This window comes from Erwinia sp. Leaf53 (genome assembly GCF_001422605.1).
GTDB lineage: Bacteria > Pseudomonadota > Gammaproteobacteria > Enterobacterales > Enterobacteriaceae > Erwinia.
Map to the genome: position 1 here is coordinate 1 of NZ_LMLK01000024.1, position 25,658 is coordinate 25,658.

A 25,658-nucleotide genomic window follows, 5' to 3' on the forward strand; every position below is an offset into this window, starting at 1 on the left:
GGCCCAGTCCCCCGGTCCTTTACAGCTGCTGCCGGGCGGTGCTTATGGTCCCGGCTGGCTGAAAATCGAGAGCAGCGGTGCCCGGCTGTCCCTGCCGGAGGATGATCCGTATGAGGAAATTTATCTGAACAAGACGGACTGGTGGCGGCTGTGTGAGCAGAATTTGCTGCTGGGTGATACTGACAGTGAGTGGGGAGCTTTCCAGGACAGAATAAAAGTAGATGTGAAAAAATTTATCGAAGAACTGAACGCTAAATACCATCCGCAGACCTGGCTGTTTTACGGTGCCAGTGCGGACAATCCGTCTGATGCATTCCTGACGTGGAAAGAGCGGATCCCGCTGTACGTGAAGGAGGCGCAGAGGGTCCGTAAGGATTCCGCTGAGCCGCTTGAGCTCTCCCCGTTAAGAACCCATGAGCTGATTTCGGCGGGGACACCCGGTGACGGCACCGTGCCGGTCAAGGCGATACGCACCTCATCTTCCCATGTTCGGGGCGTGCTGGCGACCGATGTCGATCATGAAGGGGCCTATGCCGCTGACCCCGTGGATCGTTCGCGTTCGGTTTACAGTGACCTGTCAKATGCCCTGGTGTTCACGGTCCGCTCGGTGGTGAAAATCGTGCAGCAGGTGCCGCCTCCATGAAAAAAATCCCGCTTCAGCTGCTTACCTCGCTGGCGATAGTGCTGCTGGCGGCAGGATTCTATATTCATAATTTTGTGACGTTTGTGCATCCGCCACCGGCGTTAACGGACAAGGAAAAACGTATGNCGCTGGCGATAGTGCTGCTGGCGGCAGGATTCTATATTCATAATTTTGTGACGTTTGTGCATCCGCCACCGGCGTTAACGGACAAGGAAAAACGTATGGTCGATACCCTGTTTGCCACCACCAAAGCCCAGTGYGTRGGGCGCTAYGTGTTTRAGGTTCCGGCCTCATTCGAAAATACCCTGAAAGACCGTGCTCAGATTAATGAGGTGAACATCAGCAGCCAGCGGCTCTACCGTCCGGCGTTTGAGCAGCGTATCGAGCTGCGATGATCCATAATTGAACAGACGCGCATGGCAACGTGGTAAAGAGTAGGGGACCAGGGCTGTTTAAGGTTCCGGCCTCATTCGAAAATACCCTGAAAGACCGTGCTCAGATTAATGAGGTGAACATCAGCAGCCAGCGGCTCTACCGTCCGGCGTTTGAGCAGCGTATCGAGCTGCGGGAGCAGAAACTGAAAGACAGCCATACGGTTGATCCTGTTGATCGGCCTTTTCTCAAGCAGGTGTACCGGCTGAGTGAAAATGCGGTGATATTTGATCGTAATAAAAATGAGAGCGCGGCGGGGTTTGGTCGTATCCTTGAAGGGCACCTGTATATTGATGGGGTGGCGTTCATCATTTCGTCGGAGATAAGGGATGTATCAGACCCCAAATATCAGCAGGATCGCATTGAATATTTGAACGGAGGAATGAAAGAAAATCAGCTTGACACCAGGCCCGCAAAACTGGCGGAGCTGAAGGATATTATGTCCCGTCTGAGCGGGCGAAAAAACGATGAAATCCCAACGCAGCCGGGGACCTGTATTTCAGAAGGGTTTATCCGCGACGGGAACGGGCAGCCGAAAGAAAATATTACCTTGGTCTATCCGCACACCCCGGTCTTTTCCCTGTCGGTGTCAACCAATACTTATCTTGGCGATCCAACGAGTATGCTGGAGCGGAGCCATGAAATTCAGCCTTACCTTACCGAAGTTAAGGCACGGACGCTGCGGAAGGGTAAAATACAGATAGCCGACTTTGAGGCTGATGAATGGCTTAACGTCGCGCCGTCAGAAAAATCAGCCAACAATCCGTCCGCACAGCTACTTTTTAACGCTATCGCCAATGAAAAAATAGTGGATTTTCGACACCCGATTATTGACCTGACATTAAGTAACCATGCGCTGCCCCCACCCGCTTACAGCGATGCCGAACTGGTGGAAATATGGGATCGCATCACCCGTTCTTTCCGTATCAGGAATAATGCATTCTGACCGAAATATTCTGACAGATGAACATAATCCTCTTGAGATCCTCTTTAGCTGAGCGTCATCATTTCTCCAGAAACAAACCAACCCGCCTCAGGGCGGGTTGGTTTGGATTTGTTGAGCGGGAAATTTTCTGATCCTTAACCTGTCAGCCTTAGGGATCGTCCCGCCTTTAGCTGCTACGTTTGGTCGAGCCTGGCTGACTTACAGCGCGTGGATCACTACCCACATCGGGCCCTGGCCGACCGCATAACGGGCCAGCGGCTGCAGCAGCCCCTTGTCAGCGGTGATTTGGTAAACTTCGATATGGTGGGTCTTCTGCCCCGCCGCCACAAGGTACTGACCGCTGTGGTCGATGTTGAAGCCGCGCGGCTGCGTTTCGGTCGGCTGGAAACCTTCAATGGTCAGCGAGGCACCGTCGGCACTGATGCTGAACGCGGTGATGATGCTGGCAGTACGGTCACAGGCGTAGAGGAAGCGGCCGTCCGGGGTGATATGGATGTCCGCCGCCCAGCGCGTGTCGCTGAAGCCTTCCGGCATCATATCCAGGCTTTGCACTTTTTCGACGCTGTCGCCGAGACGCCAGACGTCAACGCTGCTGTCCAGTTCGTTGACGCAGTAGGCGAACTGCTGGTTCGGGTGGAACACCATATGACGCGGGCCGGCACCGGTGGTGGTACTCACGTCACCCTGCTCGCGCGGGGTCAGTTCACCGTTTTCCGCCAGCGCAAACAGCGCAATGCGGTCCTGCTTCAGCGCGGGAACAAACAGCGTCTGGTTGCTCAGATCGATATTCGCCGAGTGGCAGCCTTCCAGACCTTTGACTACCTGCAGCGGCGCGCCCGGCAGGCCGTCGGCACCGATTGGGCTGACGCTGACGCAGGCGTCATTATAGGAGCCAACGAAGATAAAGCGCCCTTCGCGATCGGTGGAGATATGGGTCGGGCTGCCCGGCAGCGGCGCGTGGCCTGCTTCGGTCAGTTTGCCGTCGGCGGCAATCTTAAACGCCACCACGCGAAAATCCGGACGCACGCCAACGTACAGGAACTGTTTATCCGGGCTGACCACCATCGGCTGAACCTGGCCCGGGGCATCAACCACCTGCAGCAGCGTCAGCGCGCCGTCATCATTCAGATCCCACGCGTGGATCTGCTGGCTTTCCGGGCTGGCGGTATAAACAACTTGTTTCATGAATGCTCCTTGTTAAGAACGGATAATCAGGCCGGTGGCAGCGTCAGGCCACCGTCGGCGGATGGAATGCGGTCGCCGGTTTGTGGCCGGCGTCACAAGGTGTACACTGAGGCGCTGCCCCTCACTTCACAGTTAGTGCCGCCAGTACGGCACGGGCAACGTCTTCTTATCCTGTCAATCACGGAATCTACTATGAGCTATCGCATCATCGCCCTTGATCTGGACGGCACGCTGTTAACGCCGAATAAAACGATTCTCCCCGAATCCCTCGACGCGCTGGCTAAGGCCCGCCAGGCCGGCGTAAAAGTGCTGATCGTGACCGGTCGCCATCACGTGGCTATCCACCCTTTTTATCAGGCGCTGGCGCTCGACACACCTGCTATCTGCTGTAACGGTACCTATTTGTATGATTATCATGCGAAAAGAGTTATTGAATCCGATCCGCTGCCGAAAGATCAGGCCCGCCGGGTGATCGAAATGCTCGACGAATCGGGCATGCATGGCCTGCTGTACGTTGATGACGCGATGCTCTATCAGGCCGAGACCGGCCACGTTACCCGCACCATTAACTGGGGACTGTCGCTGCCTGAGCATCAGCGCCCGACATTCCTTAAGGTTAACAGCCTGGCAGAGGCGGCCGAATCGGCCACCGCGATCTGGAAGTTTGCGCTGTCCCACGGCGACACCCGCGAGCTGCAGCAGTTTGCCGAACGGGTGGAAGCGGAGATGGGGCTGGCCTGCGAATGGTCGTGGCACGATCAGGTGGATATCGCCCGCGCCGGTAACAGCAAGGGCAAACGCCTGCAGCGCTGGGTGGAAGCCAACGGCTACCGGATGAGCGATGTGATCGCCTTTGGCGATAATTATAACGATCTCAGCATGCTGGAAACCGTCGGGCTGGGCGTGGCGATGGGCAACGCAGACGATGCCATCAAGGCGCGTGCCGGACGGGTGATCGGCACCAACCTCGAGCCGGGCATCGCCGAGACGCTGTACCGTGAAGTGCTCTGATTCCGTATAGCAGGCGATCGAAACGCTCAGACAGCGCGCCGGTTCAGGCAGGCGACAGCGGTGGTCGTTACCTTCAGGGCGCGATCGCCACGCTCTTAATCTGCGCGTAGAGCCACATCTTCGGCTTGATCATCAGCTCATCGCGCGCCCACGGAGTGATACGCGCCCACAACTCGCTCTGGCCGATCTGCAGCTTAACCTCCACCTGATGGTCGATGTCCAGCATCTCCACCACCTGCCCCGGGATCGCGTTACGGATGCTGCTGTTCACCGGCGGCTGCAGGATCAGCGATACGTCCGCCGCCTGAATGCGGATGCGCAGCGGCGACCGCAGCGGCGCGTTGACCCGGCTGACCCAGATATGCTGGTCGCCCAGCGACAGCGCGGTCATTTCATAGTGCGGGTGCTGCTCCAGCACCTGCACCCGCAGCAGGCTGCTCTGCTCGGCGCGGGGCAGCCACGGCCGCATCACGCTGCTGGCCCACACCTTTTCCAGCGGACCAAACGCCTTTACCCCACCTTTATCCAGCACCAGCACGTTGTCCGCCAGCTGCAGCAGCTCGTCGAGGCTGTGGCTGACGTAGAGGATCGGAATTGAGACCTGCTTCGCCAGCGCCTGCAGATAGGGCAGCAGCTCGCGCTTGCGCGGCAGATCGAGCGAAGCCAGCGGTTCGTCCATCAGCAGAATTTCCGGCGCGGTAAGCAGCGCGCGGCCGATCGCCACCCGCTGCTTCTCACCGCCGGAGAGCGTCCACGGAAAGCGGTTCAGCAACGGCTCAATGCCCAGCAGCTGCACCAGCGCGTCAAACTGCGGCCGCATCGCTTTTGCCATGCCGTACTGCAGGTTGCCGCGCACCCGGTAGTGTGGGAACAGCCGCGCGTCCTGGAAGACGTAGCCCACGCGCCGCTTCTCCGGCGGCAGCCAGACGCCGGTTCCAGCGTCGCTCAGCACCCGGCCGTTCAGCGTAATGCTGCCCTGCTGCGGAACGGTCAGGCCACCGATGGCGTTGATCAGTGAGGTTTTACCGGCACCGGAGACGCCGAACACGGCGGTAATCCCCTGCCCCGGTAGGCTGGCCTGCACGCTGAGCAGATGATCGCCCTGCCGCTGGCTGAAATCGAGTTCTAACATCCGAGACCTAAGCGTTTGCGACCCCAGCGGGTCAGCCATTCAGAAAGTAACAGGGAGACCAGCGCCAGCACGATGGCGATGACGCACAGCCGCGCCGCGGCGCCTTCCGCGCCCGGCGTTTCAATCAGGGTATACATCGCCGAGGGGAGCGTGCGCGTCTCGCCGGGGATGTTGGAAACAAAGGTGATGGTGGCACCGAACTCGCCCAGCGAACGGGCGAAGGCCAGCACCGTGCCGACGATAATCCCCGGCAGGGTCAGCGGCAGGGTGATGGTGAAGAACACCCGCCAGCGACCGGCACCGAGGGTACGGGCCGCCTGCTCCAGCCTGCTGTCTACCGCTTCCAGGGCCAGGCGGATCGCCCGCACCATCAGCGGGAAGGCGATCACCGCCGACGCCAGCGCGGCACCGCGCCAGCTGAAGGCAAAGCTGAAGCCAAACCAGTCATACAGGTACTCGCCAATCACGCCCCGGCGGCCAAACCCCAGCAGCAGCAGGTACCCCACCACCACCGGCGGCAGCACCAGCGGCAGGTGGATCAGGCTGTCGAGCAGGGTTTTACCGGGAAACTGGCGACGTACCAGGATCCACGCCATCAGGATCCCAAACGGCAGACTACAGGCGACGGCAACCACCGACACTTTCAGGCTGAGCGCGACCGCCTGCCATTCGGGTTCACTGAGTAACATCATGACTTAGGCGTAAATCCATATTTTTTGAAAATCACCGCGGCCTGCGGCCCTTTCAGGTAGTTGTAAAAATCGGTGACGCTGGCGTTGTTATGGTCTCTGACCACCGCCATCGGGTACTCCACCGGCTTGTGGCTGTCGGCCGGGAAGATGCCGACCACCGTCACCTTCTGGCTGGCTACCGCATCCGATCCGTAAACGATGCCGTACGGGGTTTCTTCGCGTTCCACCAGCGCCAGCGCCGCGCGAACGCTGTTGCTGCGCGCCATCAGCGGAGAGAGTTCATCCCAGGCGCCCAGCTTTTGCAACGCTTCTTTGGCATAGATGCCCGCCGGCACGTGGTCCGGGTCGCCCACCGCCAGCCGCTGGCCTTTCAGCAGGCTCTTCCAGTCGGTGGTTTTGCTGATGCTGACCGGCTGCGGTTTCGCCGCGGTCGGGGCCACCAGCACCAGCTCGTTACCCAGCAGGGTGAAGCGGGTGGCCACCTCGACGCTCTTTTTATCCACGGCGTAGTCCATCCACTGCTGGTCGGCCGAGATAAACAGGTCGGCAGGTGCCCCCTGCTCAATCTGCCGCGCCAGCGTTGAGGAGGAGGCAAACGAGGAGACGATCTTCACCGTTTTGCCCTGTTCATACTGCGTGGAGATATCCTGCAGCGCGTTGGTCAGCGAAGCCGCCGCAAACACGGTGATGTTATCCGCAGCCAGCGCGTGGCCGGTGCTGCCGAAGGTCAGGGCCGCCGCGGCCAGCAGATGATTCCATTTTACAGACATGCTTTTCTCCAGAGAGGGGTGAGCGTTATTTACTTGATAATATAACGATGCATGCCTGCGACGTCACAGGAAATATCGGCAGAGCAGGTCTGAAGTTTAGGGGCGGTGGAAAAACGTCGAAAAGGGAAAGAAACTGAGCACCCACCCGCGTGCAGACGTCACCCTGCTGGCAGATGAAAGAGTACCATCAGGCAGGAACCCGTTCCGGCAGGAAAAACGAAGAGATTAACGTAGCGGAGGGAGAAGGAATCGCGGGCCACAAGGCCTGCTCAAAAGCAAACGCCCGGCAGAGCCGGGCGCGGAAAACAGGGTTTAATGGCGGTTTTTCGCCGGCTGGTCGTTGCGGTGACCCACTTTCGAGATCACGTTAAAGACTTCGCCCAGGCCGTAAATCAGGCCAAGGATAATCGCCATCACCACAGGAACCATCAGGATCGCTATGGCCAGGCCTTTCAGTAACTCCAGCATGGCAGCCTCATTTTGCTGAACAAAGAAGCCATTGTAGCGGCTGTCAGTAAGATTACACTGACCTTTTGTGCCTTCGTGCTGTTTTTATTCCCCGCCCACGCCCGCCTGCAACTGGTACACTCTTTCCCACGCTAGGTTAAGCCCGGAGAATGCCATGCAGGCCGATATTTCCCTGATCCTGAAGTTACAACAGCGGCTGTTTGCCGATCCGCGCCGCATCGAACTGTTAAAGCAGGTGCAGGCCAGCGGCTCGATCAGCCAGGGGGCGAAACTGGCCGGGATCAGCTACAAAAGCGCGTGGGATGCGATTAACGAGATGAACCAGCTGGCGGACCGCACGCTGGTGGAGCGGGCCACCGGCGGCAAAGGCGGCGGCGGCGCGGTGGTCACCGACTACGGCGAACGCCTGCTGCAGCTCTACGCGCTGCTGGAACAGATCCAGCAGAAGGCGTTTGACGTGCTGCAGGACGATGTGCCGCCGGGCAGCCTGCTCGGGGCGATCGCCCGTTTTTCGCTGCAGACCAGCGCCCGCAATCAGTTTTTTGGCACGGTGCTGGCCCGCGACGCTCAGCCGGTGCAGCAGCAGGTCGAGGTTGAGCTGGCCAACGGGCAGACCCGCATTCAGGTGGCGCTGACCGAACACAGCGCCAACCGCCTGCAGCTGGCGGCGGGCAAAGAGGTACTGGTGCTGATCAAAGCGCCGTGGATTGAGCTGACACGCGATGCGCCGGAACAGGTACGGGCGGATAACCGGCTGGCCGGCCAGGTGACCCAGATCCTCCGGGGTGAGAGCCACAGCGAGGTGCTGATCGCCCTGGCCGGCGGAGAGACGCTGTGTGCCACTGTCACTAATCAGCGCCTTGAGCAGCTAAAACTGCAGACGGATGCGCCAGTGACAGCATATTTTAATGCCGATAAGGCGATCGTCGCGACGCTGCTCTGAATCCTCCGGCGGAAATTGACATCACGGCAGCGCAGGACGTTAATACCCTTGTGATGCATAAAATGGAATGAACAATGTCAATATTGCAGATTACGCAAGGCATCTTTCGCCTGAGCGCTACCCGAACCCTGAACCTTAACGATCTCACCCTGCGCGCCGGCGAAAGCTGGGCGGTGGTCGGAGCCAACGGCAGCGGTAAGTCGTCGCTGGCAAAAGCCCTCTCCGGCGAGCTGCCGGTGGAAAAAGGCCGGGTCAGCAGCCAGTTCCAGCGCCCGGCCCGCCTGTCGCTCGAACAGCTGCAAAAGCTGGTCGCCGATGAGTGGCAGCGTAATAACACCGATATGCTCAGCGTCGATGAGGACGATACCGGGCTGACCGCTGCCGAAATCATCCAGCAGGAGGTGCGCGATGCAGAGCGCTGCCGCGCGCTGGCGGCACGCTTTGGCATTGAAGCACTGCTGGATCGACGCTTTAAGTACCTCTCCACCGGCGAAACGCGTAAGACCCTGCTGTGCCAGGCGCTGATGGCGCAGCCCGACCTGCTGATCCTCGATGAGCCCTTTGACGGGCTGGACGTTGATTCGCGCGCCAACCTCGCCAGCGTGCTGGGTGAGCTGCAGCAGCCGGGCTTCAGCCTGGTGCTGGTGCTGAACCGTTTTGACGATATCCCCGAGTTTATCAGCCAGGTCGGCGTGCTGGCCGAATGTACCCTGACCCACAGCGGGCCGCGCGAGGCGATTCTGCAGCAGGCGCTGGTCGCCCAGCTGGCGCACAGCGAGCAGCTGGCCGGGATGACCCTGCCGGAGCCCGATGACGCCAGCGCCATTCCACCGCTGGCAGACGCAGAGCCACTGGTGGTGCTGAAGGATGGCGTGGTGGCCTACAACGACCGGCCGATCCTCAACCACCTCAGCTGGCAGGTGGATCGCGGCCAGCACTGGCAGATCGTCGGCCCGAACGGTGCCGGTAAATCGACCCTGCTGAGCCTGGTGACCGGCGACCACCCGCAGGGCTACAGCAATGACCTGACGCTGTTCGGCCGCCGTCGCGGCAGCGGCGAAACCATCTGGGATATTAAGCAGCATATCGGCTACGTCAGCAGCAGCCTGCACCTGGAGTACCGGGTCAGCAGCAGCGTGCGCAACGTGGTGATCTCCGGCTATTTCGATTCGATCGGCATTTATCAGGCGGTGTCCGACCGGCAGATCATGCTGGCTAACCAGTGGCTGGATCTGCTGGGGATGCAGGCCCAGGCGAACGCACCGTTCCACGATCTGTCGTGGGGCCAGCAGCGGCTGGTGCTGATCGCCCGTGCGTTGGTGAAACACCCGGCGCTGCTGATCCTCGATGAACCGCTGCAGGGGCTGGACCCGATCAACCGCCTGCTGGTCAGGCGTTTTATCGACGTGCTGATCGGCGAAGGCCGCACCCAGCTGCTGTTTGTCTCGCATCATGCCGAAGACGCGCCGCAGTGCATCACCCACCGGCTGAGCTTTGTGGCAGAGGGTGACGGTTACGGGTATCTGCAGGACGCGCTGTAACCTGAACAATTCGGCTTGCGGGAAGACGGCAGATGAAACAATCCCGGGCGCTGAACTCTCTCAGCGGCCGGGATAAATTTGTGCCGCCTGTGCAATTCGCCTGTGGAAAGAGGGGAGTTAAGGGAGTGATCTTCCAACAGCGTATCTCTTTAGCCCCCTATCGGGTGTTCTGCAACTTTACATAGCTATCGATATACTCAGTGGTGGTATCGACATCCATGCCGTCAGAGAGCGGAACCCGCAGTGCCCTGACGTCGGGGTCGCCAGACTTCTCCTCAAACCTGTCAGGCCATTTTTTCATACTCTTCCCAGGATTATCCTTCCTCAGCCCTGCGCAGTCGCTCCTGTCCCCCCATTACGCAACGCACCCGCCTCCCGCCTACCGCCTCCCGAACAGCATTGACAAACTCTGGTGTAATCGTTACCACAATTTACACAACACAGGCTGATCCCTTCGCGCCTAAAGGTTATATTTACTGCCTGACATGCAGAAAAAATCAGTGTAAACGATTCCATTTTTTCCAACCCGATCACGCTTTCTGTCCGGTCAGTGTGCTATTTTTCTTTCAGGCTTATTGCATCAGAAGGTGACTCAACCCCATGGAAAAATTTAACCCGGTCGATCATCCCCATCGCCGCTACAACCCGCTGACCGATCAGTGGGTGCTGGTCTCCCCTCACCGCGCCAAACGGCCGTGGCAGGGCGCGCAGGAAACCCCTTCGCAGGAAAAACTGCCGGCGCACGATCCCGACTGCTTCCTGTGCCCGGGCAATACGCGGGTGACCGGTGATAAAAACCCGGACTATAAAACCACCTACGTGTTTACCAACGATTTTGCCGCGCTGATGACCGACACGCCGGACGCGCCGCAGAGCGAGGATATGCTGATGCGCTGTGAGAGCGCGCGCGGCACCAGCCGGGTGATTTGCTTCTCGCCGGACCACAGCAAAACGCTGCCGGAGCTGACGCTGGACGGGCTGGTGGCGGTAGTGAAAACCTGGCAGCAGCAGACCGCCGAGCTGGGGCAGACCTACCCGTGGGTACAGGTGTTTGAGAACAAGGGCGCGGCGATGGGCTGCTCCAACCCGCACCCGCACGGCCAGGTGTGGGCCAACAGCTTCCTGCCGAACGAAGTCAGGCGCGAAGACGATTTGCAGCGCGCGTACTATGCAAAGCACGGCTCGCCGATGCTGGTTGACTACAGCGCCCGCGAACGGCAGGACGGCAGCCGCACGGTGGTGGAAACCGAACACTGGCTGGCGGTGGTCCCCTGGTGGGCGGCCTGGCCGTTTGAAACGCTGCTGCTGCCGAAAGCGCACGTTAAGCGCCTGACCGACCTGAACGACGCGCAGCGTGACGATCTGGCGCTGGCGCTTAAAAAGCTCACCAGCCGCTATGATAACCTGTTCCAGTGCTCGTTCCCCTATTCGATGGGCTGGCACGGCGCGCCGTTTACCGAAGACGCCGGCGATCACTGGCAGCTGCACGCCCACTTCTATCCGCCGCTGCTGCGTTCCGCCACGGTGCGTAAATTTATGGTCGGCTATGAAATGATGGCCGAAACCCAACGTGACTTAACGGCGGAGCAGGCGGCTGAACGCCTGCGCGCCGTCAGCGATATTCACTTCCGCGAGACCGAGACCGGAGACCAGGCATGAGCTTAAAGAGCACCACCCAACAGATTTTTAACGACCAGTTCGGCTACGCCGCCGGCTACAGCATCCAGGCTCCGGGCCGCGTTAACCTGATCGGCGAACACACCGACTACAACGACGGCTTCGTGCTGCCGTGCGCGATTGATTATCAGACGGTGATCGCCTGCAGCCCGCGCGATGACCGTCAGGTGCGGGTCATTGCCGCCGACTACGACAATCAGCAGGACAGCTTCTCGCTGGACGCCGCCATCACCAACCACCCTGAATATATGTGGGCCAACTATGTGCGCGGCGTGGTGAAACACCTGCTGACCCGCGCGGACTTTGGCGGTGCCGATCTGGTGATTAGCGGCAACGTGCCGCAGGGCGCGGGCCTGAGCTCGTCCGCCTCGCTGGAGGTGGCGGTGGGCACCGTGTTCCGCGAACTCTATCAGCTGCCGGTAGACGGCGCGGCGATCGCGGTTAACGGTCAGGAAGCGGAGAACCAGTTCGTCGGCTGTAACTGCGGCATTATGGATCAGCTGATTTCAGCGCTGGGCGAGAAAGACCACGCCATGCTGCTCGACTGCCGCACCCTCGGCACGCGTGCGGTGCCGGTGCCGGAAGATATCGCGGTGGTGATTATTAACTCCAACTTCCGCCGCAGCCTGGTAGGCAGCGAGTACAACACCCGCCGCGAACAATGCGAAGCCGGTGCGGCGTTCTTTGGTAAAACCTCGCTGCGCGACGTAACGCTGAGCGAGTTCACCGAACGCGGGCAGCAGCTGGATCCGCTGGTCGCCAAACGCGTGCGCCACGTGCTGACCGAAAACGCCCGCACCCTGGAAGCAGCCGACGTGCTGGCGCGTGGCGACCTGGCACGGATGGCGGTGCTGATGGCGGAATCCCATGCGTCGATGCGCGATGATTTTGAAATCACCGTCCCGGCCATCGACCAGCTGGTGGAGATCGTGAAAGCGACGGTGGGCGAGCGTGGCGGCGTGCGGATGACCGGCGGCGGCTTCGGCGGCTGCATCGTGGCGCTGATGCCGCTGGCGCTGGTGGACGACGTGAAAGCCGCCGTCGCCGCGCAGTATGAAGCGCAGACCGGCATCAAAGAGACCTTCTACGTCTGCAAAGCCTCTCCAGGAGCCGGACTATGCTAAAACCTGATTCACACGCCCCGGACGGGGCCGCCTGGCGCATCACCGTGCTGCGCAACGGCAACGGTATGGTGGCGACCTTTATGGACTGGGGTGCCACCTGGCTCTCGGCCCGCGTGCCGATGGGCGACGGCACGGTGCGCGAGGCGCTGCTTGGCTGCGCTACGCCGTCTGACTATCTGCAGCAGTCGGCCTACCTGGGTGCCACGGTGGGCCGTTACGCCAACCGCATCGCTAACGCACGCCTGGAGCTGAACGGTGAGGCGATTGCGCTGAGCGCCAATCAGGGGCCGCACCAGCTGCACGGTGGCCCGGACGGCTTCCACAACCGCCGCTGGCAGATCGTCTGCCAGAGCGACAGCGAGGTGGAGTACCGGCTGGACTCGCCGGACGGCGACCAGGGCTTCCCCGGCACGCTGCTGGTGTCGCTGCGCTACCGGCTGGAGGAGGACAATACGCTGTCGATCGCTTATCAGGCTACCGTCGATCGCGCCTGCCCGGTCAGTCTGACCAACCACGCCTACTTTAACCTCGATGCCGATCACGGCGATGCCCGCCAGCACCGGCTGCAGCTCAACGCCGATCGCTATCTGCCGGTGGACAGTCAGGGCATCCCCAACGCGGCGCTGAAAGCGGTCGCGGGAACCTCTTTTGATTTCCGCGCCGCCAAAACCCTGGCAGAAGATTTCCTGCAGGATGCCGATCAGCAGGCGGTAAAAGGCTACGATCACGCCTTCCTGCTCAACCAGGACGATGCCCGCCCCGCCGCCACCCTGTGGTCTGCCGACGGCAGGCTGCAGCTGGAGGTGTTTACCACCGCCCCGGCGCTGCAGCTGTACAGCGGCAACTACCTGGCCGGTACGCCGGCGCGCGAGCACGACGTCTATGCCGCACACCAGGGCATCGCGCTGGAGAGCGAGTTCTTGCCGGATTCGCCGAACCACCCGGAGTGGCCGCAGCCCGACTGCTGGCTACAGCCGGCTGAAACGTATCAGTCCGAGACGCGCTACCGGTTGACGCCAGTTTGATAAAACGCAGGAAAATCGTGCAACGCGCGCGTGACGGGCTTACGCGCTGCGCCGATTTCCGCTATGGTAATGCACATTGTTAATTGCCTCTGGCCCGGCCAGGCAGTTTACCGATTACCATTATCATTGAAACGTAAGTGTTATTAAGGAGTTAAGCTATGGCAGTAACTAAGCTGGTTCTGGTGCGTCACGGCGAAAGCCAGTGGAACAACGAAAACCGTTTCACCGGTTGGTATGACGTGGAGCTGTCAGACGCAGGCCGTCAGGAAGCGAAAGCCGCGGGTCAGTTGCTGAAAGACGAAGGTTTCACCTTCGATTTCGCTTACACCTCGGTGCTGAAGCGTGCCATCCATACGCTGTGGAATATCCTCGACGAAGTTGACCAGGCGTGGCTGCCGGTTGAGAAGTCCTGGCGCCTGAACGAGCGTCACTACGGTGCGCTGCAGGGTCTGGATAAAGCGGAAACCGCGGCGAAGTACGGTGACGAGCAGGTAAAACTGTGGCGTCGCGGCTTTGCGGTAACCCCGCCAGAGCTGGACCGCGCCGATGAGCGTTTCCCTGGCCACGATCCGCGCTACGCGGCGCTGAGCGCTGAGCAGCTGCCAACCACCGAAAGCCTGGCGCTGACCATTGACCGCGTGCTGCCGTACTGGAACGAGTCGATCCTGCCACGCATGAAGAACGGTGAGAAAGTGCTGATCGCTGCCCACGGTAACTCCCTGCGTGCGCTGGTGAAATACCTGGATAACCTGAGCGAAGACGAGATCCTCGAGCTGAATATCCCGACCGCATCACCGCTGGTGTATGAGTTCGACGAGAACTTCAAGCCGATTAAACGTTACTATCTGGGTGATGCTGAGGCGATCGCTGCGAAAGCAGCTGCCGTGGCTAACCAGGGTAAAGCGAAGTAAGCTGAAAAACGCCCGCCTTACGGCGGGTTACAGGCTGAAAGCGTTTCCAAATGCAAACCCGCCGTATGGCGGGTTTTTATTGCCTTCAACACCGGTGACAGACGCTGTCACCCACTTTCCAGGCGGAAATGCGGCGTTTTCAGCCGTGCCGTTGGCGCAAGCCGGGTCGCATATAGCCTTCTGCACCAGCTAGCCTTAGCCGCGATATCATTTCGCGGCCGTCTGGGTTCAGCCGCGGCGCGCCCGCACCGCTGCCGCCAGCTGGCGCAGAACGCTTCCGGTATCTTCCCAGCCGATACAGCCGTCGGTGACGCTTTTGCCGTAGACCAGCGGTTCGCCGCTCTCGAGGTTCTGGTTGCCTTCCACCAGATGGCTTTCGATCATCACCCCGATAATGGCGTCATCACCGGTCGCAATCTGCTGTGCCACGTCGGTTGAGACGTCCAGCTGCTTTTTAAACTGCTTGCTGCTGTTAGCGTGGCTGAAGTCGATCATAACCTGAGTCGGCAAACCGGCCTTCTCCAGCCCGGTCTTCACCGCACTGACGTGATGGGCGCTGTAGTTCGGCTCTTTGCCGCCGCGCAGAATGATGTGGCAGTCGTCGTTGCCGCTGGTTTCGACAATCGCCGAGTGGCCCCACTTGGTGACCGACAGGAAGCAGTGCGGCGCGCTGGCGGCACCGATAGCGTCGATCGCCACCTTGATAGTCCCGTCGGTGCCGTTCTTAAAGCCCACCGGGCAGGAGAGGCCGGAAGAGAGTTCGCGGTGTACCTGAGACTCAGTGGTACGCGCGCCAATTGCGCCCCAGCTCATCAGATCGGCCACGTACTGCGGGGTGATCATATCGAGGAACTCGCCTGCCGCCGGCAGGCCGCTGTCGTTGATATCCAGCAGCAGTTTACGCGCGATGCGCAGCCCATCATTAATCCGGAAGCTGCCATCCATATGCGGGTCGTTAATCAGGCCTTTCCAGCCGACGGTGGTACGCGGTTTTTCAAAGTAGACGCGCATTACTACTTCCAGGTCACCCTGTAATTCCTGACGCAGGGTCAGCAGACGCTGTGCATACTCTTTTGCCGCCACGGTGTCGTGAATCGAACACGGGCCAATCACCACCAGCAGGCGGTCATCCTGTTTTTTAAGAATATTGGAAATTGCCTGGCGGGCGAGGGAGACCGTCTGCGCCGCGTTGTCCGTTGCGGGAAATTTTTCCAGCAGCGCAACCGGGGGTAAAAGCTCTTTTATCTCTTTGATTCTTAAGTCATCGTTCTGATAAGTCATAATCATTCCAGTTCATTTTATCGCCCTCCTGCACGTCGGGCATATCACCGCCAATTTATCGTGAGTGCCGGGGGCTGTAAATCGTCTTTCCCCCGACATTGCCTGGGTGACGTTGATTTTCTGTGCCCCTCTACTACACTTTTAATCGTTAGCTCTTTAAATGAACGCATTTGCATCATTTATGATTGGCAATCGTCTATTTTTTAGAGTTTTTATTTGTCAGCAGCAGAAATCCTTTTCGAATCTTTTTATCAGATTTAATCGGGCCACCTTCAATACTAATGGAGTATAACGATGAATAAGTTCGCAATCGTATTTCTTACCGCAGCAATGACCCTGGGCAGTGGCGCGGCAATGGCCGCCGATTCCGGCAGTAATAATGGCTCTGCCAACGCAGCGGCCGATGCCGGTGCGGTTGCTCCGGGTGCTAAAAGCCATCTGCAGCCTAACGGCGTGGATAACAGTAAGATTAACACCGGTGAAAGCGGCACGCCGGCGACCGGCACTACCAGCGGCAGCGACATGAGCGCCACTGAAGTTCACAAAAATACCGAGTGTAAAGACGGTAAGTGTCCGGACATCAATAATAAAGTGGGTGACGACGCCAACCACAAAACCGACGGTACGACTCACTAAGCCGTCAGTGAACGTTCGGGGAAGCAGCCGCTTCCCCGGGCAGACAACGCTTTTCATCTTTAAACCCCCGCTATTTTCTATATTCTTCCTGTTCTTCCGTTCTTCCGTTCTTCCGTTCTTCCGTTCTTCCGTTCTTCCGTTCTTCCGTTCTTCCGTTCTTCCGTTCTTCCGTTCTTCAGCATACCTGTGAGCAGAGCATCACCTGGCAAGTGCTGACCGGGCTCCTCGCAGATATTACGGCCAGCCATTACGCGATCATTTCTACCCTCGGTAGTGCAGATTTATTGATATCATTAGGCTATCGCCCGATAACCCCACCGGACCCCCATGGCACACTCGCATTCTGACCACAGCGCGCCTCATCAACATCAGGCAGAGGACGGCAACCGCTCGCGCCTGCTGGCCGCCTTTATCGTTACCGCCGTGTATATGCTGGCCGAAATCATCGGCGGCGTGCTCTCCGGCTCGCTGGCGCTGCTGGCCGACGCCGGCCATATGCTTACCGACGCAGCGGCCCTGCTGATGGCGCTGCTGGCCCTGCAGCTGGCGCGACGAAAGCCCAACAGCCGCCATACCTTCGGCCTGCTGCGTCTGACTACGCTGGCCGCCTTTGTGAATGCGCTGGCGCTGCTGGTGATTACCGTACTGATCGTCTGGGAAGCCGTGCAGCGATTTGCTCATCCACAGCCGGTGGCAGGCGGCGCGATGCTGGTGATTGCCGCAGGCGGCCTGCTGGCTAACCTGCTGTCGTTCTGGCTGCTGCACCGCGGCAGCGCGGAGAAAAACCTCAACGTGCGGGCGGCGGCGCTGCACGTAATGGGCGATCTGCTGGGATCGGTCGGGGCGATTGCCGCTGCGCTGATTATTCTGTTTACCGGCTGGACCCCCGCCGACCCGATTCTGTCGGTGCTGGTCTCTCTGCTGGTGCTGCGCAGCGGCTGGCGCTTAATCCGTGAGAGCAGTCACGAGCTGCTGGAAGGCGCGCCGCAGACGATCGACGTGGAGAAACTGCAGCGCACGCTGACGCTTCAGATCCAGGAGGTGCGTAACGTACACCACGTGCACCTGTGGCAGGTAGGCGAGAAACCGGTGATTACCCTGCACGTGCAGGTGATCCCGCCGCACGACCACGATGCGCTGCTGGCGCGTATTCACCGCCATCTGCAGCAGCACTACCAGATTGAGCACGCCACGGTGCAGATGGAGTATCAGCGCTGCGAGGGCGAACGCTGTGATATGCAGTGGATTGCCGGCGGTGGTGGCGGACACGGGCATCATCACTGATTCACCGCATCGCCCTCTGCCCTTCACAGCCGGCCAGCTCTGCCGCAGATAACGGGGGTCACTGCAGGGGCAGGGCCGCTTTCACCCCCCTCGCGGCATTGGCCGGGCTGAGGCACCGGTTCACCGTGAGGGTGGTGAGGGCGCTGTCGGTTTAACGCGCGGTGCGTGCGCTCTTAATCCAGAGCCAGGCACCGTTCAGCGCGATCAGGGTCAGGATCACGTATTCGACCGCCATCGCGTAGACGCCCTGACGGGCGAAAATCACCACGCTAATCAGATTTACCACCAGCCACAGCAGCCAGTTTTCAACGTATTTACGCGTCATCAGGATCATCGCCACAATCGACAGCACCATCATGCACGAATCCCAGAACGGGGACGCATCAGGCTGGAGCTGCGGCATCACGACATTCAGACCCACCCCTTGCATCAGCGTCACCGCCGTGTGAGTCAGGAAACTAAATACCGGATCGATAAAGCGCGTCATCAGCGCGATGGCCACGATACAGGCAGCGCCCCAGCCCAGCGCTTTTGGCAGCGGCAGCCAGCGGATTTTCAGCGCCAGCTGATTATCGCTGGTCTGACGGCTCCACGCGTACCAGCCGTAAATGTTGGCCACGAAGAAGAACAGCTGCAGCAGCAGGCTGGCATAGAGCTGGATCTGAAAGAAGATCACCGCAAACAGGGTGACGTTAAGCAGCCCGAAGGCGTAGTTGGCAATCTTCTCCCGGCTGGCCAGCCAGATGCAGAGCAGGCCGGCAACCGTACCTATGGCTTCGATCCACGACAGATCGTAACCACCGGCACCAAGAGGGATGTGAACCAGAATATTTGACGTGCTGAAAAAGTCCATTTGGGCACCTGTGTAGCGGGCGTTGGCAGTCAGGCGTTGCCTTTTACCCGAAGTTTTAGTTGTGCTGCAAAGGTTAGCATACGATCCAGCGGGATCAATGCCGCCTGGCGCAGCGCCTCCTCGACGTGGATCTCATGCTCTGCGCCCCCCCGTTCCAGCCCATCGGCAATCGCCTTCAGGCCGTTCATCGCCATCCACGGGCAGTGGGCACAGCTGCGGCAGGCCGCCCCTTCCCCCGCGGTGGGGGCCTCAAGCAGCTCTTTATCCGGGCAGGCCTGCTGCATTTTATAGAAGATGCCGCGATCGGTGGCGACGATCATCTGCCGCTGCGGCAGCCGCTGTGCGGCCTGGATCAGCTGGCTGGTCGATCCCACCGCGTCGGCCAGGTCGACAATCGCCTGCGGCGACTCCGGGTGGACCAGCACCGCCGCCTCGGGATAAAGCTGCTTCATCTGCCGCAGCGCCTGGGTTTTAAACTCGTCGTGGACGATACAGGCCCCCTGCCAGCACAGCACGTCCGCGCCGCTTTTGCGGGTGACGTACTGGCCAAGGTGGCGGTCCGGTGCCCAGATGATCTTCTCGCCGAGGCCGTCGAGGTGCTCGATCAGCTCCACCGCGATACTGGAGGTGACCACCCAGTCAGCGCGCGCTTTTACCGCCGCCGAGGTGTTGGCGTAGACCACCACCGTGCGGTCCGGATGGGCATCGCAGAAGGCGCTGAATTCTTCAATCGGGCAGCCGAGATCCAGCGAACACTCCGCCTGTAGCGTCGGCATCAGGATGGTTTTTTCCGGGCTGAGGATTTTGGCAGTTTCCCCCATAAAACGCACCCCGGCCACCAGCAACGTTGACGCCGAATGCTGGCTGCCAAAGCGTGCCATCTCCAGCGAGTCCGAAACGCAGCCACCGGTCTCTTCTGCCAGCGCCTGAATCTCCGGATCTGTGTAGTAATGTGCCACCAGCACCGCATTGCGTTCTTTCAGCAGGCGTTTGATTTTCTCACGGTAAAACACCTTTTCATCGGCGGTGAGTCGGGCGGGTTTCGGCGGGAAAGGGTAAATGGCATCATCAGGGTTAAACATCAGGCTCATATCACAACTCTCGTTTCTTCAACTTAACCGAATTCGCCGTAAAAGCCGTGTTGCGTGACTCATTCGGCTGGTTTGTTTTATATGCTAAACAAGATAGCTGAAAAAGAGACCAGTGTCGCTGGATTTCTCGTCAGAATGTTATGATTTTGTGAGCGCCAGCTGAAGCGGCTCTTCCGCCCACAGCTGGCCGCTTTCTCTGCGCAGCAGGAAGGCTTTGGTGTCAAGGCCACCGGCGAAACCGGTCAGTTTACCGTTAGCACCGATCACCCGGTGGCAGGGAGTGATGATCGAGATCGGATTGCGGCCATTCGCCGCCCCAACCGCCCGCACGGCGCTCGGGTTGCCGATCTGCTGTGCGATCTGCGCATAGCTGCGGGTTTCGCCGTAGGGGATGGTGAGCAGCGCGGCCCACACCTGTTTCTGAAAGTCGGTGCCGACAAAGTCCAGCGCCAGACTAAAGTGCCGCCGTTCACCGGCAAAGTATTCCCGCAGCTGGCGTTCGGTCTCCAGCAGAATGGCATGCTGCCGGTCTTCAGTCTGCGGCAGAAAGCGGGTACGTTTCGGGTCATCATTTTCCCACAGCACCGCCACCAGCGCGCGCTCTGTCGCCACCAGTTTGAGTTCGCCGACCGGGGAGTCGATCAGGTTGAAAGAGTAGGTCATCGTGGTTCTCCTGGTTTACCTGCCGTCGCGGTGATTATGCGCTTTTACCCGGCCATCACTGGCCGTTTGCGGACAGCATAATAAAATAAGTTTGATGTCCGCAAACGGCCAGTGTCAGCACCGCAAACGGATTAACGTGGATTACCTTAGCTTAACGGGGCACCTTCTATGATCGATCCGGCCAGCGCGTATCTGGCGCTTACCTCGCGCGACGCACGTTTTGATGGCGTGTTCTACGTCGGCGTGACCTCCACCGGCATCTACTGTCGCCCGGTCTGCCCGGTAAAGCCACCACAGGCGCAGAACTGCCGCTTTTTTGCCAGCGCGGAAGCCGCCGAGAAAGCCCATTTCCGACCCTGCCTGCGCTGCCGCCCCGAGCTGGCGCCGGGTAATGCCCCGGTCGACCGCGGTTCAATGATTGCGGAGCGGCTGATGCAGCGCATCGATGAAGGGCTGGCCGAGCAAGTGGATTCGCTGGAGGCGATTGCCGCCCAGTTCGAGCTCAGCCTGCGCCAGCTGCGGCGTATCGTCCAGCAACAGCTCGGGGTCTCCCCGCAGGAGCTGCGCCAGACCCGCCGCCTGCTGCTAGCCAAGCAGCTGTTAAGCGAGACATCGCTGCCGATCACCGAAATCGCCTTCGCCAGCGGGTTCAGCAGCCTGCGCCGCTTTAACGCCGCGTTTAGCAGCCAGTATCGCATGCCCCCCAGCCGTCTGCGCCGGGCGCTGATCGCGAAGCCGCAGAGCGGTCAGCCAGGCGACAGCTCCACGCTGCTGTTGAGTTACCGCCCGCCTTACGACTGGACGGCCATGCTCGACTTCCTGCGGCTGCGTGCGCTGGCGGGCGTCGAGTACGTGGATGCGGACAGTTACGCCCGTACGGTGCGTCTGGGGGCCTGTCGCGGCTGGATCCGCGTGACCGCCTCGCCGAAGAGCTCCGCGCTAAGCGTGGCGTTCAGCCATACCCTGACGCCGGTGCTGCCGGCGCTGCTGCGGCGGTTACGCAATCTGTTCGACCTCAGCGCCCGCCCGGACCTGATAGCCGCTCATCTGAGCCAGGATCCGCTGCTGGCGGCGGCCGTGCAGGCGCACCCGGGCTTACGGGTGCCGGGGGCATTTGACGGCTTTGAGATGGCGGTACGGGCGATCCTCGGCCAGCAGATCACCGTGAAGGCGGCGACCACGCTCGGTGGGCGTTTTGTCGGCGCGTTTGGCGAAGCGATCGACACGCCGCTGCCGCAGCTGACCCGGCTGTCGCCACAGGCCGCTACCGTCGCCACCTGCACGGTTGATCAAATTGCCAGCCTCGGGATTATCAGCGCACGCAGCCGTACCCTGCTGGCGCTGGCAGCGGCTTGTGCCGGCGGAGAGCTGCAGCTGGATGCCGGCAGCCAGCCAGACGTCACCACAGCCCTGCTGCTGCAGTTGCCGGGCATAGGTGACTGGACGGCACAGTATCTTGCTATGCGCGCGCTACGCTGGCCTGACGCCTTTCCTGCGGGGGACATCGTGGTACGCAACAATCTGGGTGGGCTGACGGCCAAAGAGGCGGAGGCGCGCTCTCAGGCGTGGCGACCGTGGCGCAGCTATGCGGTAATGCATATCTGGAAGAGTCTGGGGAAAGGGTGACACAACACCCTGGCCGATTTTAGTGGTTGTATCCGGAAACGAAAAAAGCGCCTTACAGGCGCTTTTTTCTGAATTTGGTGGGTCGTGCAGGATTCGAACCTGCGACCAATTGATTAAAAGTCAACTGCTCTACCAACTGAGCTAACGACCCGATATGGTGGGTGATGACGGGCCAACTGAGCTAATCACCCATATCGTTACTGCTGCGTATTGCGGACTTCCTTAGCGGAAGTGGTGGGTCGTGCAGGATTCGAACCTGCGACCAATTGATTAAAAGTCAACTGCTCTACCAACTGAGCTAACGACCCGCAATGCGGTACTGCCTTTACTACGCTGTCTGAAGTGGTGGGTCGTGCAGGATGACTCGGCTGACGCCTCGCCCTTCGGGCCGTTGCCGCTGGCAACGTTGTCTCGCTTTCGCTTGACCCGAACCTTTACGGTTCTCATCCTTCACGGTTAAACACCGTGTACTATTTCCATAATTGGTGGGTCGTGCAGGATTCGAACCTGCGACCAATTGATTAAAAGTCAACTGCTCTACCAACTGAGCTAACGACCCGATATGGTGGGTGATGACGGGCACCCATATCGTACTTCAAACAACTTCAACTGCTTTAGTGGTGGGTCGTGCAGGATGACTCGGCTGACGCCTCGCCTTTCGGGCCGTTGCCACTGGCAACGTTGTCTCGCTTTCGCTCGACCCGAACCTTTACGGTTCTCATCCTTCACGATTAAACACCGTGTACTGCTTGTAATTGGTGGGTCGTGCAGGATTCGAACCTGCGACCAATTGATTAAAAGTCAACTGCTCTACCAACTGAGCTAACGACCCACTTTTTTGTTGCTTTTGGCGTTGAACTTATCCCCCTGCAACGGCGGCATATATTACTGATTTGAATTTTCAGCGCAACCACTATTTCAGGTTAAATCGTTCAACTGCCTGACTTTCAGGCGTTAAGACCAGAATTCAGACGAAAACTGGTCACACAACGGCAATTACAGACCGGCAGCGCGTTTCTGCGCCTGTTTTGCGGCTTCACTGGTTGGGTACAGTTTTACCACCTGCTGGTAGACCGCTTTGGCTTTTGCCTTGTCGCCCTTTTCCTGCATGATCACCCCGACCTTGAGCAGCGCTTCCGGGCTCTTCGGTGATTTAGGGTAATTTTTGACTACGGTGGCAAAATAAAATGCCGCATCGTCTTTTTTACCTTTGTTGTAATTCAGCTGCCCCAGCCAGTAGTTAGCATTGGCCTGGTAGGTTGAATCCGGGTACTTCTTCACAAAGGCCTGAAAAGCCGAGATTGCCTGATCGTACTGTTTTTTCTCCAGCACCAGCGCAACCGCTGCGTTGTAGTCGGTATTGGCATCACCGCTCTGGGTTGGCGCAGCGGCGGCGGCAGGCTGGCTACCGGACGTGCTGTTATCCCCTGCGGCGGCACCGGCACCGGCTGCTGCGGCATCAGCGTTTCCCGACTGTCCACCGGCCGCGGCACCGCCGCTGCTCAGACCGTCGATCTGCTGAAGAATACTTTTCTGACGCTCCACCACCTGGTTCAGCTGGTAGTTGTTTTCCTGGATCTGACCGCGCAGTGAGTCGATATCGGTCTGAGTTTCGGAAAGCTGCTGCTGAAGCTGCTGGAGGAGTTGAGCCTGAGCATTAGAGATACGCTCAAGGGTGGTGACGCGGTCTTCGACCGAGCCGGAGCCAACGCTACTGATTGTTGCCTGGGCATTAGCGGCCCAGGGGGCCGCTACGCCAATCAGTAACGACAGACTCAGGAGATGAGTTCTGCAGCTACTAATCATGTGATTCTCTTAGTAAACCAGTACTGCACGACGGTTTTTAGCATACGCTGATTCGTCGTGGCCCAGTACGGCTGGTTTCTCTTTACCGTAAGAAACGATAGAGATCTGGTCAGCAGAAACGCCTTTACCCTGCAGGTACATTTTCACTGCGCTGGCACGACGTTCGCCCAGGGCGATGTTGTACTCAGGGGTACCGCGCTCATCCGCGTGGCCTTCTACAGTGACTTTGTAAGACGGGTTGCTACGCAGGAAGTTTGCGTGCGCGTCCAGCATCTGTGCGAATTCAGACTGGATTTCATATTTGTCCAGGCCGAAGTACACGATGTTGTTTTTCTGCAGTTCCTGCATCTGCAGGCGAGCCTGCTCGTCAGAAGACATGTTGCCGCTGTTCAGGCCGCTGTTAGAACCGTCACCAAGACCGTTAGTCTGGTCGTTGTTGTTGTTCTTGTGTGAGCTACATGCAGCTACTGCGATCACTGGCAGTGCCAGCATTAAGCCTTTCAGCACTTTATTCAGTTGCATTTCATAATTCCTATTATAGTTTGCCATACATAATTATTTATGCATCACAGATACGGCGACCAGGCAGGAAATTTGACCTGTCCATCGGTTGCCGGAAGACGCGCTTTGAAACGCCCGTCGGTTGACACTAACTGCAGAATTGAACCCATGCCCTGAGTGGAGCTGTAGATTACCATGGTGCCGTTCGGTGCCAGACTTGGCGTTTCATCCAGGAACGTGTCCGTTAATTGTTGAACGGCTCCCGTTACCAGATCCTGTCGTGCGACGTGTTGAGCGCCGCCGTTGGTGCTAATCATCACCAAAGATTTACCATCAGAGCTGACGTCTGCGTCCTGGTTCTGTGAACCTTCCCAGGTAATACGCTGAGGCGTGCCGCCGCCTGCGCTGACTTTATAGATTTGTGGACGGCCGGCCTGGTCAGAGGTATAGGCCAGGTTCTGGCTGTCCGGGTACCAGGTCGGTTCGGTGCTGTTGTAGCGGCCGTCGGTAACCTGACGGATCTGGCCGGAGCCGATATCCATCACATAGATGTTCAGGCTGCCGGTCTTGGACAGGGCAAACGCCAGCTTGCTGCCGTCCGGTGAGAAGGCCGGTGCGCCATTGTGGCGTGGGAACGAAGCTACCTGACGGATAGCACCGTTGGCCAGCGTCTGGATCACCAGCGCTGATTTACCGCTCTCAAACGTCACGTAGGCCACTTTACTGCCATCCGGAGACCAGGCCGGTGACATCAGCGGCTCAGGTGAACGGTGCACCACGAAGGTGTTGTAGCCGTCGTAGTCGGACACGCGCAGCTCATACGGGAACTGGCCGCCGTTGGTCTGCACCACGTAAGCGATACGGGTACGGAACGCGCCTTTGATACCGGTCAGCTTCTCAAAGCTTTCGTCACTGGCGGTGTGCGCAGCATAACGTAACCACTGTTTGGTCACCTTAAACTGGTTCTGTGCCAGTACCGTGCCCGGATTACCGGCGGTATCAACCAGCTGGTAAGAGACGAGGTAGCTGCCGTCCGCGCCAGGCTGCACCTGACCGACTACGACCGCGTCGATACCCAGTGCGGTCCAGGCCGCTGGCTGCACCTCAGCCGCCGAGGTCGGCTGCTGAGGCAGACGCGAGCGGTCCAGCGGGTTGAATTTGCCGCTGTTGCGCAGGTCAGCGGCTACGATGCCACCAATATCTTCAGGGGCTGCACCCGGACCATCCCATTTGAACGGCACCACGCCGATCGGACGTGCGGTATTCACACCCTGAGTAATCTCAATACGTACTTCTGCCTGCGCAACCGCGACAAACAGCAGTAAAAAACTCAGCGCTACACGAAATGCCTGCTTCATTATTTCTCCCTTATCCGGGTATCACACCCACGATAATTAGCCTTGTATCAACAAACCTA

The 25,658-nt window shown here is 59.3% G+C and carries 24 protein-coding genes, 4 tRNA genes, 2 other RNA genes and 1 pseudogene; 13 read left to right on the plus strand and 18 right to left on the minus strand.

Translation table 11 applies throughout. The features are described from left to right. The 3 genes and pseudogenes from ASF13_RS24700 to ASF13_RS18425 form a co-directional block, all read left to right on the plus strand. A pseudogene (locus ASF13_RS24700) lies at positions 1 to 643 on the plus strand (hypothetical protein); the annotation flags it as partial. Between the two features lie 221 nt (positions 644 to 864). Beyond that, entirely contained in the window at positions 865 to 1,038 is a 174-nt protein-coding gene (locus ASF13_RS25400; protein WP_369814405.1) for a hypothetical protein, read from the plus strand. A gap of 29 nt (positions 1,039 to 1,067) precedes the next feature. Further along, the gene (locus ASF13_RS18425; RefSeq protein WP_162237204.1) at positions 1,068 to 2,021 is read left to right on the plus strand and encodes a T6SS immunity protein Tli4 family protein; all 954 of its coding nucleotides are present in this window, start codon (positions 1,068 to 1,070) and stop codon (positions 2,019 to 2,021) included. 198 nt (positions 2,022 to 2,219) lie between these two features. On the opposite strand, the gene pgl is transcribed toward ASF13_RS18425, so the two are convergent. After that, positions 2,220 to 3,206 (minus strand): 6-phosphogluconolactonase, encoded by a 987-nt coding sequence (gene pgl / locus ASF13_RS18430; protein ID WP_056239777.1) that lies wholly within the window; start codon positions 3,204 to 3,206, stop codon positions 2,220 to 2,222. Positions 3,207 to 3,398: 192 nt separating this feature from the next. Between pgl and ASF13_RS18435 the strand changes: the two genes are divergently transcribed. Then, complete coding sequence (locus ASF13_RS18435) at positions 3,399 to 4,217, plus strand: pyridoxal phosphatase (RefSeq protein WP_056239778.1); 819 nt, start codon at positions 3,399 to 3,401, stop codon at positions 4,215 to 4,217. A gap of 73 nt (positions 4,218 to 4,290) precedes the next feature. On the opposite strand, the gene modC is transcribed toward ASF13_RS18435, so the two are convergent. The 4 genes from modC to ASF13_RS23765 all read right to left on the minus strand — a co-directional run bounded on the left by modC (position 4,291) and on the right by ASF13_RS23765 (position 7,279). Beyond that, complete coding sequence (gene modC / locus ASF13_RS18440) at positions 4,291 to 5,349, minus strand: molybdenum ABC transporter ATP-binding protein ModC (protein WP_056239781.1); 1,059 nt, start codon at positions 5,347 to 5,349, stop codon at positions 4,291 to 4,293. Next, on the minus strand, positions 5,343 to 6,038 hold the full coding sequence (gene modB, locus ASF13_RS18445; protein WP_056240531.1) for a molybdate ABC transporter permease subunit: 696 nt from the start codon (positions 6,036 to 6,038) through the stop codon (positions 5,343 to 5,345). The genes modC and modB overlap by 7 nt, the downstream gene beginning before the upstream one ends. Continuing rightward, positions 6,038 to 6,811 (minus strand): molybdate ABC transporter substrate-binding protein, encoded by a 774-nt coding sequence (gene modA / locus ASF13_RS18450; protein ID WP_056239786.1) that lies wholly within the window; start codon positions 6,809 to 6,811, stop codon positions 6,038 to 6,040. Before modA ends, modB begins: the two co-directional genes overlap by 1 nt. Before the next feature lie 312 nt (positions 6,812 to 7,123). Beyond that, entirely contained in the window at positions 7,124 to 7,279 is a 156-nt protein-coding gene (locus ASF13_RS23765; protein ID WP_072166437.1) for an AcrZ family multidrug efflux pump-associated protein, read from the minus strand. 154 nt (positions 7,280 to 7,433) lie between these two features. On the opposite strand from ASF13_RS23765, the gene modE reads away from it, so the two are divergent. From modE to gpmA, 6 genes are all read left to right on the plus strand, one after another. Further along, positions 7,434 to 8,222 carry a molybdenum-dependent transcriptional regulator gene (gene modE, locus ASF13_RS18455; protein WP_056239789.1) on the plus strand — a complete coding sequence of 263 codons (789 nt, stop codon included), beginning with the start codon at positions 7,434 to 7,436 and terminating at the stop codon, positions 8,220 to 8,222. Between the two features lie 74 nt (positions 8,223 to 8,296). Continuing rightward, positions 8,297 to 9,763: a molybdate ABC transporter ATP-binding protein ModF gene (gene modF / locus ASF13_RS18460; protein ID WP_056239791.1), complete on the plus strand. Its 1,467-nt coding sequence runs from the start codon at positions 8,297 to 8,299 to the stop codon at positions 9,761 to 9,763. Between the two features lie 600 nt (positions 9,764 to 10,363). After that, complete coding sequence (gene galT / locus ASF13_RS18465) at positions 10,364 to 11,422, plus strand: galactose-1-phosphate uridylyltransferase (protein WP_056239794.1); 1,059 nt, start codon at positions 10,364 to 10,366, stop codon at positions 11,420 to 11,422. Further along, positions 11,419 to 12,564 (plus strand): galactokinase, encoded by a 1,146-nt coding sequence (gene galK, locus ASF13_RS18470; protein ID WP_056239797.1) that lies wholly within the window; start codon positions 11,419 to 11,421, stop codon positions 12,562 to 12,564. The genes galT and galK overlap by 4 nt, the downstream gene beginning before the upstream one ends. Further along, positions 12,558 to 13,589: a galactose-1-epimerase gene (gene galM, locus ASF13_RS18475; RefSeq protein WP_056239801.1), complete on the plus strand. Its 1,032-nt coding sequence runs from the start codon at positions 12,558 to 12,560 to the stop codon at positions 13,587 to 13,589. The genes galK and galM overlap by 7 nt, the downstream gene beginning before the upstream one ends. A gap of 158 nt (positions 13,590 to 13,747) precedes the next feature. Continuing rightward, the gene (gene gpmA, locus ASF13_RS18480) at positions 13,748 to 14,500 is read left to right on the plus strand and encodes a 2,3-diphosphoglycerate-dependent phosphoglycerate mutase (RefSeq protein ID WP_056239804.1); all 753 of its coding nucleotides are present in this window, start codon (positions 13,748 to 13,750) and stop codon (positions 14,498 to 14,500) included. Between the two features lie 228 nt (positions 14,501 to 14,728). Here gpmA and aroG read toward each other — a convergent pair whose 3' ends face one another. Continuing rightward, a complete protein-coding gene (gene aroG / locus ASF13_RS18485; RefSeq protein ID WP_056240534.1) occupies positions 14,729 to 15,781 on the minus strand; it encodes a 3-deoxy-7-phosphoheptulonate synthase AroG in 1,053 nt (350 codons plus the stop codon). Positions 15,782 to 16,075: 294 nt separating this feature from the next. On the opposite strand from aroG, the gene ASF13_RS18490 reads away from it, so the two are divergent. Together ASF13_RS18490 and zitB are read left to right on the plus strand one after the other, a co-directional pair. Next, positions 16,076 to 16,417 (plus strand): protein YbgS, encoded by a 342-nt coding sequence (locus tag ASF13_RS18490; RefSeq protein ID WP_056239806.1) that lies wholly within the window; start codon positions 16,076 to 16,078, stop codon positions 16,415 to 16,417. A 327-nt stretch (positions 16,418 to 16,744) separates the two neighbouring features. After that, complete coding sequence (gene zitB, locus ASF13_RS18495) at positions 16,745 to 17,701, plus strand: CDF family zinc transporter ZitB (protein ID WP_056239809.1); 957 nt, start codon at positions 16,745 to 16,747, stop codon at positions 17,699 to 17,701. Positions 17,702 to 17,852: 151 nt separating this feature from the next. Here zitB and pnuC read toward each other — a convergent pair whose 3' ends face one another. The 3 genes from pnuC to ASF13_RS18510 all read right to left on the minus strand — a co-directional run bounded on the left by pnuC (position 17,853) and on the right by ASF13_RS18510 (position 20,308). Further along, complete coding sequence (gene pnuC, locus ASF13_RS18500) at positions 17,853 to 18,554, minus strand: nicotinamide riboside transporter PnuC (RefSeq protein WP_056239813.1); 702 nt, start codon at positions 18,552 to 18,554, stop codon at positions 17,853 to 17,855. A gap of 29 nt (positions 18,555 to 18,583) precedes the next feature. Then, a complete protein-coding gene (gene nadA / locus ASF13_RS18505) occupies positions 18,584 to 19,645 on the minus strand; it encodes a quinolinate synthase NadA (RefSeq protein WP_056239816.1) in 1,062 nt (353 codons plus the stop codon). Between the two features lie 138 nt (positions 19,646 to 19,783). After that, the gene (locus ASF13_RS18510) at positions 19,784 to 20,308 is read right to left on the minus strand and encodes a methylated-DNA--[protein]-cysteine S-methyltransferase (protein ID WP_056239819.1); all 525 of its coding nucleotides are present in this window, start codon (positions 20,306 to 20,308) and stop codon (positions 19,784 to 19,786) included. A gap of 168 nt (positions 20,309 to 20,476) precedes the next feature. Here ASF13_RS18510 and ASF13_RS18515 point away from each other — a divergent pair, with 168 nt between their 5' ends. Continuing rightward, positions 20,477 to 21,934, plus strand: a complete 1,458-nt coding sequence (locus ASF13_RS18515) for an AlkA N-terminal domain-containing protein (protein ID WP_056239822.1) — start codon at positions 20,477 to 20,479, stop codon at positions 21,932 to 21,934. 75 nt (positions 21,935 to 22,009) lie between these two features. Here ASF13_RS18515 and ASF13_RS18520 read toward each other — a convergent pair. From ASF13_RS18520 to tolB, 9 genes are all read right to left on the minus strand, one after another. Then, positions 22,010 to 22,085: transfer RNA gene (locus ASF13_RS18520), tRNA-Lys, on the minus strand. An 81-nt stretch (positions 22,086 to 22,166) separates the two neighbouring features. Further along, positions 22,167 to 22,242: transfer RNA gene (locus ASF13_RS18525), tRNA-Lys, on the minus strand. Positions 22,243 to 22,277: 35 nt separating this feature from the next. Then, a non-coding RNA gene (locus ASF13_RS23770) (RtT sRNA) lies at positions 22,278 to 22,402 on the minus strand. A gap of 15 nt (positions 22,403 to 22,417) precedes the next feature. Further along, positions 22,418 to 22,493 (minus strand) — tRNA-Lys (locus ASF13_RS18530). A 59-nt stretch (positions 22,494 to 22,552) separates the two neighbouring features. Then, positions 22,553 to 22,677: non-coding RNA, RtT sRNA (locus ASF13_RS23775), on the minus strand. Positions 22,678 to 22,690: 13 nt separating this feature from the next. Continuing rightward, positions 22,691 to 22,766 (minus strand) — tRNA-Lys (locus ASF13_RS18535). A gap of 164 nt (positions 22,767 to 22,930) precedes the next feature. After that, positions 22,931 to 23,740, minus strand: coding sequence for a cell division protein CpoB (gene cpoB / locus ASF13_RS18540; RefSeq protein WP_056239824.1), 810 nt, complete (start codon positions 23,738 to 23,740; stop codon positions 22,931 to 22,933). 9 nt (positions 23,741 to 23,749) lie between these two features. Then, the gene (gene pal / locus ASF13_RS18545) at positions 23,750 to 24,262 is read right to left on the minus strand and encodes a peptidoglycan-associated lipoprotein Pal (RefSeq protein WP_056239827.1); all 513 of its coding nucleotides are present in this window, start codon (positions 24,260 to 24,262) and stop codon (positions 23,750 to 23,752) included. 44 nt (positions 24,263 to 24,306) lie between these two features. Beyond that, positions 24,307 to 25,599, minus strand: coding sequence for a Tol-Pal system beta propeller repeat protein TolB (tolB, locus tag ASF13_RS18550; protein WP_056239830.1), 1,293 nt, complete (start codon positions 25,597 to 25,599; stop codon positions 24,307 to 24,309). Between the last annotated feature and the right edge of the window lie 59 nt (positions 25,600 to 25,658).